The sequence below is a fragment of the Streptomyces sp. NPDC058470 genome (assembly GCF_042721055.1).
GTDB lineage: Bacteria > Actinomycetota > Actinomycetes > Streptomycetales > Streptomycetaceae > Streptomyces.
Genome location: NZ_JBHXMF010000036.1, coordinates 93,579 through 99,781, shown reverse-complemented (window position 1 = coordinate 99,781; position 6,203 = coordinate 93,579). Strand labels below are relative to the sequence as shown.

Below are 6,203 nucleotides of genomic sequence, written 5' to 3'. Positions count from 1 at the left end.
CAGACCCCCGCTGTCGGCCTGAACGGCCTCGTCCTCAAACGCCGGACGGGCTGAAAGCGCCGCCCCCGTGGGGTGGGTGGGGGATCGGGATGGCGTCGCCTCGTGGTCAAGTGCCGGAGAGATCTTTCAGCCCCTCCGGCGTTTGAGGAGCGGGGGTCCGGGGGCGGAGCCTCTTGGCGGGGTCCGGGGCGGAACCCCAGAGGTAAGGGTCGGGTAGGGGCGGAGGGGGCGAGGAAATTCTCTAGCGCGTCACCCGCAAACCCACCGAGGCCGCAGCCGTCGCGGCGAATGCCCCCGCGCTCAGCGCGAGACTCACCCGCAGGCCCGCCTCGAAATCACCGGCCACGAGCGACCCGAACGCCGCGACGGCCAGCCCCCCGGCCACCTGGCGGGCCGAGTTGAGGACCCCCGCCGCCAGCCCCGCCCGGTCGGAGGGCACCGCATCCATCATCACGGCCGTCAACGGCGGAACCGTCAGAGCGCAGCCGAGAGCCATGGGGACGAGAAGCACGGCGACCAGCGGGGCGGGCGTCGAGGCGTCGACGTACAGCAGGACCAACAACCCCACCGCGGCGAGGGACTGGCCGAGGAGCATCGGCAACCGGGGCCCGAAGCGCCCCGCCAGCTTGCCCGCGGTGATGTTGGTGACGGCGATGAGAGCGGTCATCGGGAGGAACATGAGCCCCGCGTACAGCGCCGAACGCCCCTGGACCTGCTGGAAGAACAGGGAGAAGAGGAACACCACGCCGTAGAAGGCCACGCTGCACGCCGCCCCGGCCGCGACGGCCACGGTCACGGTCCGACTGCGGAACAGACCCAGCGGCACGACCGGGTGCGCCTGCCGCGCCTCGACCCGGACGAAGACCACAGCGGCGACCACGGCCACCACCAGCGAGACCACCCCCGCCGTACCGCCCTCGATGACCGCGAACGTCACCGCCGTGAGCGCCACGACCGCCGCCAGCTGACCGGGCAGATCCAGCGGCGCGGGCCGCCGCTCCGAACGCGGCGCCCGTACCAGCAGCGCCAGCGCCACCGCCCCCAAGGGCACGTTGATGAAGAAGATCCCCCGCCAGTCCCACACCGTGGTCAGCGCACCGCCGGCCACCGGCCCGAGCGCCACCGCGACCGACCCGCCGGCCGCCCACAGGGCGACGGCCCGCGCCCGCTTCGCGGCATCCGCGTACGCCTGCCGCACCAGCGCGAGCGAGGCCGGCAGCACCACGGCCGCCGCGGCCCCCTGGACGACGCGCGCGCCGATCAGCACCGGCAGCGTCGGCGCGAGACCGCACGCCACGGACGCCAGCGTGAACACCGTGATCCCGATCCCGTACGCCCGGCTCGCCCCGGCCCGGTCCGAGAACGCCCCGGTGGACAGCATCAGCGCCGCGAACGACAGCGTGTACGCGTCCACGACCCACTGCAGCCCCGACATCCCGGTCCCGAGCGTCGACCCGATCGACGGCAGCGCCACGTTGACGACGGACGCGTCGAGCGTGGTCAGCGCGAAGCCGAGGAGGGCGGCGGTGAGGGTGAGGGCGGGGGAGGAGGGGGCAGGGGGAGGCGCCAACAACTCCCGGCTCCCGGCGGGGGCTTGATGTGCGTCGGACAGGGGTTCGGCGGTCGAGTCGCTTGCCATGCCTCCATACTCCGGATCTGTGTCGGCGTAGAGTAGTGGCCCGAACGCCATACCTCCGGAGGTTCTGGCCATGCCCCGACCGGCTCGACCGGCTCGATCGGTCCTACCGACCCGGTCGAGTAGCCCCCGCCGCGTCGCCGTCATCGCGGCGACCCCCGTCTCGATGTTCAACCTCGCCATCCCGGAGCTCCTGCTGGAGAAGGTCGAGGTCGACGGCGGTCCTGGCTACGAGGTGGTCATCTGCGCCCCGGACCCGGGCCCGGTCCCCACCACCGGCGGCCTGGACCTGTATGTCCGGCACGGTCTCGACGTCGTGCGGGACGCGGACCTGGTCGTCGTCGCGGGCACGGGGGAGCGGAACACGCCCGATCCGCGTACGGTCGCGGCCCTCCGTACGGCCGCCGCCGCGGGCAAGCGAATCGCGTCCATCTGCAGCGGCGCCTTCGCCCTGGCCGAGGCGGGCCTGCTGGACGGCCGCCGGGCCACGACCTACTGGAACCAGGCCGAGGAACTGCGCAGGCGCTACCCGCGGATCGACCTCGCCGCCGACGTCCTCTACGTGCAGGACGGCCAGATCATGACCTCGTCCGGGTACGCCGCAGGAATCGACCTCTGCCTCCACATCATCCGCACCGACTACGGCGCCGCCGTCGCCAACGAGGTGGCCCGCACCGCGCTGGTCGCCCCCGTACGGCCCGGCGGCCAGACCCAGTTCACCCAGACCCCGCTGCCGCCCGAGCGCGGCACCGTGTGCGCCGACACCCGGGGCTGGGCGATGCGCAACCTCGACAAGCCGCTCACGCTTACCGACCTCGCCGGCCACGCGGGTGTCAGCGTGCGCACACTCACCCGCCGCTTCCACGCCGAGAGCGGGGTCAGCCCGCTCCAGTGGCTGCTCCACCAGCGCATCGAACGCGCCAAGGAACTCCTGGAGACGACCGGCCTTCCCATGGACCAGGTGGCCCGCGCCAGCGGCCTGGGCACCGCCGACTCGCTCCGCGCCCACCTGGTCCGCCGCGCCGGTCTGACGCCGAGCGCGTACCGCACGCAGTTCAGCCGCCTCGGAACCACACCGGATCCCGTCCCGTCTTCCCCTGCATGATCAGAACCCACCGCAGCGTCGGCTCCCTCGTGATCAGGACCGCGCTGCCCAGCGAGGCCGCCGCCATCGCAGAGCTGCACGGCCGGGCACGCGCGACCTACTACCCGGACGGCCTGCCGGAGGACGGCTTCGACTGGCCCGCGCGCTGGCGGACTGTTGTCGAGCGCCCGGACGCGCACGTCCTGTGTGCGGTCCGCGACGGGCGTCTCGTGGGCATCGCCTCCTTCCGCACCGCCGAGGCCGCACCCGCCGACACCGTGACCCTCTTCCAGTTCCATGTCGACCCCGGAAACTGGCGTACCGGCATCGGCGCCGACCTGCACGCGGCCTGCCTGGAACAGTGGCGGGCCGACGGCAAGCGGACCGCCATCCTCGATGTGCACGTCGACAACGAGCGGGCGCGGGCCTTCTACGCCCGCCAGGGCTGGACCCCGGACCGGGAGCCCGTGGCGGACGAGCACCATGTGACCCTCCAGCTCGTGGTGGCCGGGGAATGAGCGGGGCCGCTTGAACGTTCACGTACTGCGCGGAGGGCGCCTCCGTACCTACGACCTGGAAAGAGCCGAAGACATGCGCGTCGAGATCTGGAGCGACATCGCCTGCCCCTGGTGCTACGTGGGCAAGGCCCGCTTCGAGAAGGCGCTCGACGCCTTCCCGCACCGTGACGAGGTCGAGGTGGTGCACCGTTCCTTCGAGCTCGACCCGAACCGTGCCAAGGACGACATCCAGCCCGTCCTGAAGATGCTGACCAAGAAGTACGGCATGAGCGAGGCACAGGCGCGGGCCGGCGAGGAGAACCTCGGCACGCAGGCCGCCGCCGAGGGCCTTGCGTACCGCACCCGGGACCGCGATCACGGCAACACCTTCGACATGCACCGCCTGCTCCACTTCGCCAAGGCGCAGGGCAGGCAGGACGAGCTGATCGGCGCCCTCTACCGGGCGAACTTCGCCGAGGAGCGGTCCGTCTTCGGGGACGATGAGCGGCTCGTGGAGCTGGCCGTCGCCGCGGGGCTCGACGCGGACGCGGCCCGCAAGGTGCTCGCCGACCCGGCCGCGTACGCCGAGGACGTCCGCGCCGACGAGCGCGAGGCGGCCGAGCTGGGCGCGAACGGTGTTCCGTTCTTCGTCCTCGACCGCAAGTTCGGCGTCTCCGGCGCCCAGCCCGCCGAGGTCTTCGCGCAGGCGCTGACGCAGGCGTGGGGCGAGCGCCCGCCGCTGAAGCTGATCCAGCAGGGTCCCGCCGACTCCGAGGTCTGCGGGCCGGACGGGTGCGCCGTACCGCAGAACTGAAAAGACCAGGTCGGAGGGCATGTATAAGCGCCCCTTGGCGGATCTGAGAAGAAAATGGCAATGGACGGGGAGTTCACGGGGCCGCAGAGTAGTCCCATGGAGACCTTCGAGACTCTCGTACGAGCCGAGTTCGCCCCGAAGAACACCTACCTGAACACCGCGAGCACCGGGCTGCTCCCGGCCCGCGCGGTCGCCGCCATGCGGGCCGGCATCGAATCCGTGGCGGCAGGGCAGCCGCAGGACATGTTCGCGGACGTGGAGGCGGCCAGGGCCGGCTTCGCCCGCCTGGCCGGCGTCCCGGACCGCCGGGTCGCGGCCGGGGCCTCGGTCGCCGTCTACACCGGCCTGATCGCCGCCTCGCTCCCCGAGGGCGCCGAAGTCCTCACCGCCGAGGCCGACTTCGCCTCCGTCGTGAACCCGTTCCACATACGCCGCGACCTCAAGGTCCGCACGGTGCCGCTGGAGCGGATCGCCGAGTCGGTACGCCCGGACACCGCGCTCGTCGCGGTCAGCGCCGCGCAGTCGGCCGACGGCCGGATCGCCGACCTGCCGGCGATCCGCGCGGCCGCGCGCGAGCACGGCGCCCGTACGTACGTGGACGCGTCCCAGGCCGCGGGCTGGCTGCCGATCGAGGCGGACGCGTACGACTACGTCTCCTCCGTCGCCTTCAAGTGGCTCGTGTGCCCGCGCGGCGTGGCCTTCCTGGTCGTTCCGGAGGACCTCGGCGACCTCGTTCCGGTCTTCGCGGGCTGGGTCGCGGGCGAACATCCCTGGGACAGCTGCTACGGCCCCGTCCAGGAACTCGCCCACTCCGCACGGCGGTTCGACGAGAGCCCCAGCCTCTTCTCGTACGCGGGTGCCCGGCACTCACTGGAGCTGATCGAGGAGCTGGGCGTCGACACCGTACGCGCCCATGACCTCGGCCTGGCCGACCGCTTCCGCGCGGGCCTGCACGGACTGGGGCACGAACTCGTCCCCGCCCCCGGCTCGCCCATCGTCTCCGTGCCCGGACTCGGCCACCGGCAACCGGAGGTGAGTCGCGCCGGAGTCGAAGTCTCGGACCGCGCGGGCAACTTGAGGGCCGCCTTCCACCTGTACAACACCACCGCCGACGTCGACCGGCTGCTGGACGTCCTGTCCGGCTGAGCCCCTCTCCCACTGGCGCCGGTTCCCCGGGCACGCCAGGAAGGGCACCGCGAGGTGGTGGCGCCGGTGGAATCGACGCTCGTGGTGAGCGGCAGGCACGCACCCGGGGACCGGCTCTGCCGACCGGAAAGGACTCACTTCACCGGCGTGAAGTCCCGCGCCCCGATGAACTCCGGCCGCCGCACCGGCGCCGCGAACGGCTCGACCGCCGCGTTCTCCACGCTGTTGAAGACGATGAAGACGTTGCTGCGCGGGAACGGGGTGATGTTGTCGCCCGAGCCGTGCATGCAGTTGCAGTCGAACCAGGTCGCCGAACCGGCCTTGCCCGTGAAGAGTTTGATGCCGTGCCGGGTGGCGAAGCGGGTGAGAGCCTCGTCGGAGGGGGTGCCGGCGTCCTGCATCTGGAGGGACTTCTTGTAGTTGTCCGTCGGCGTGGCGCCCGCGCACCCGAGGAAGGTCTTGTGCGACCCCGGCATGATCATGAGGCCGCCGTTGGTGTCGTGGTTCTCGGTCAGCGCGATCGAGACGGACACGGTCCGCATGTTCGGCAGACCGTCCTCGGCGTGCCAGGTCTCGAAGTCCGAGTGCCAGTAGAAGCCGCTCGCGCCGAAGCCGGGCTTGACGTTGATCCGCGACTGGTGGACGTACACGTCGGAGCCGAGGATCTGCCGGGCCCGGCCGACGACCCGCTCGTCGCGCACGAGACGGGCGAAGACCTCGCTGATCCGGTGCACCTCGAAGACGGACCGGATCTCCCGCGACTTCGGTTCGATGATGGACCGCTCGTCGGCGCGGATCGCTGGATCGGTGACGATCCGCTCCAACTCCTGCCGGTAGACGGCGACTTCGTCATCGCCGATGAGCTCCCCGACAGGAAGGAAGCCGTCGCGCTCGTACGCCTGGAGTTCGGACACCGCGATCGGTCCCGGTGTGCCGGGGGCACCCCAGACGACCGGGTCCCGGCGGGGCGCCGACACCTCGGTGGCGGCGCGGCTCGGATAGAGATCGGTGAGCGTGGTCATGGGA

6 protein-coding genes are annotated in these 6,203 nt (G+C 71.8%); 4 read left to right on the top strand and 2 right to left on the bottom strand.

All coding sequences use genetic code 11. From position 1 onward, the window contains the following. Positions 1-241: 241 nt before the first annotated feature. Complete coding sequence (locus ACFWP7_RS25665; RefSeq protein ID WP_384385244.1) at positions 242-1,639, bottom strand: MFS transporter; 1,398 nt, start codon at positions 1,637-1,639, stop codon at positions 242-244. A gap of 70 nt (positions 1,640-1,709) precedes the next feature. On the opposite strand from ACFWP7_RS25665, the gene ACFWP7_RS25660 reads away from it, so the two are divergent. The 4 genes from ACFWP7_RS25660 (at position 1,710) to ACFWP7_RS25645 (ending at position 5,177) form a co-directional block, all read left to right on the top strand. Continuing rightward, a complete protein-coding gene (locus tag ACFWP7_RS25660) occupies positions 1,710-2,741 on the top strand; it encodes a GlxA family transcriptional regulator (RefSeq protein WP_384385241.1) in 1,032 nt (343 codons plus the stop codon). Further along, a complete protein-coding gene (locus ACFWP7_RS25655) occupies positions 2,738-3,238 on the top strand; it encodes a GNAT family N-acetyltransferase (protein WP_384385238.1) in 501 nt (166 codons plus the stop codon). Before ACFWP7_RS25660 ends, ACFWP7_RS25655 begins: the two co-directional genes overlap by 4 nt. Before the next feature lie 73 nt (positions 3,239-3,311). Beyond that, a complete protein-coding gene (locus ACFWP7_RS25650) occupies positions 3,312-4,031 on the top strand; it encodes a DsbA family oxidoreductase (protein ID WP_384385267.1) in 720 nt (239 codons plus the stop codon). A 96-nt stretch (positions 4,032-4,127) separates the two neighbouring features. After that, the gene (locus ACFWP7_RS25645; protein ID WP_384385235.1) at positions 4,128-5,177 is read left to right on the top strand and encodes an aminotransferase class V-fold PLP-dependent enzyme; all 1,050 of its coding nucleotides are present in this window, start codon (positions 4,128-4,130) and stop codon (positions 5,175-5,177) included. A 134-nt stretch (positions 5,178-5,311) separates the two neighbouring features. Here ACFWP7_RS25645 and thpD read toward each other — a convergent pair whose 3' ends face one another. After that, a complete protein-coding gene (gene thpD, locus ACFWP7_RS25640) occupies positions 5,312-6,199 on the bottom strand; it encodes an ectoine hydroxylase (RefSeq protein ID WP_384385232.1) in 888 nt (295 codons plus the stop codon). Between the last annotated feature and the right edge of the window lie 4 nt (positions 6,200-6,203).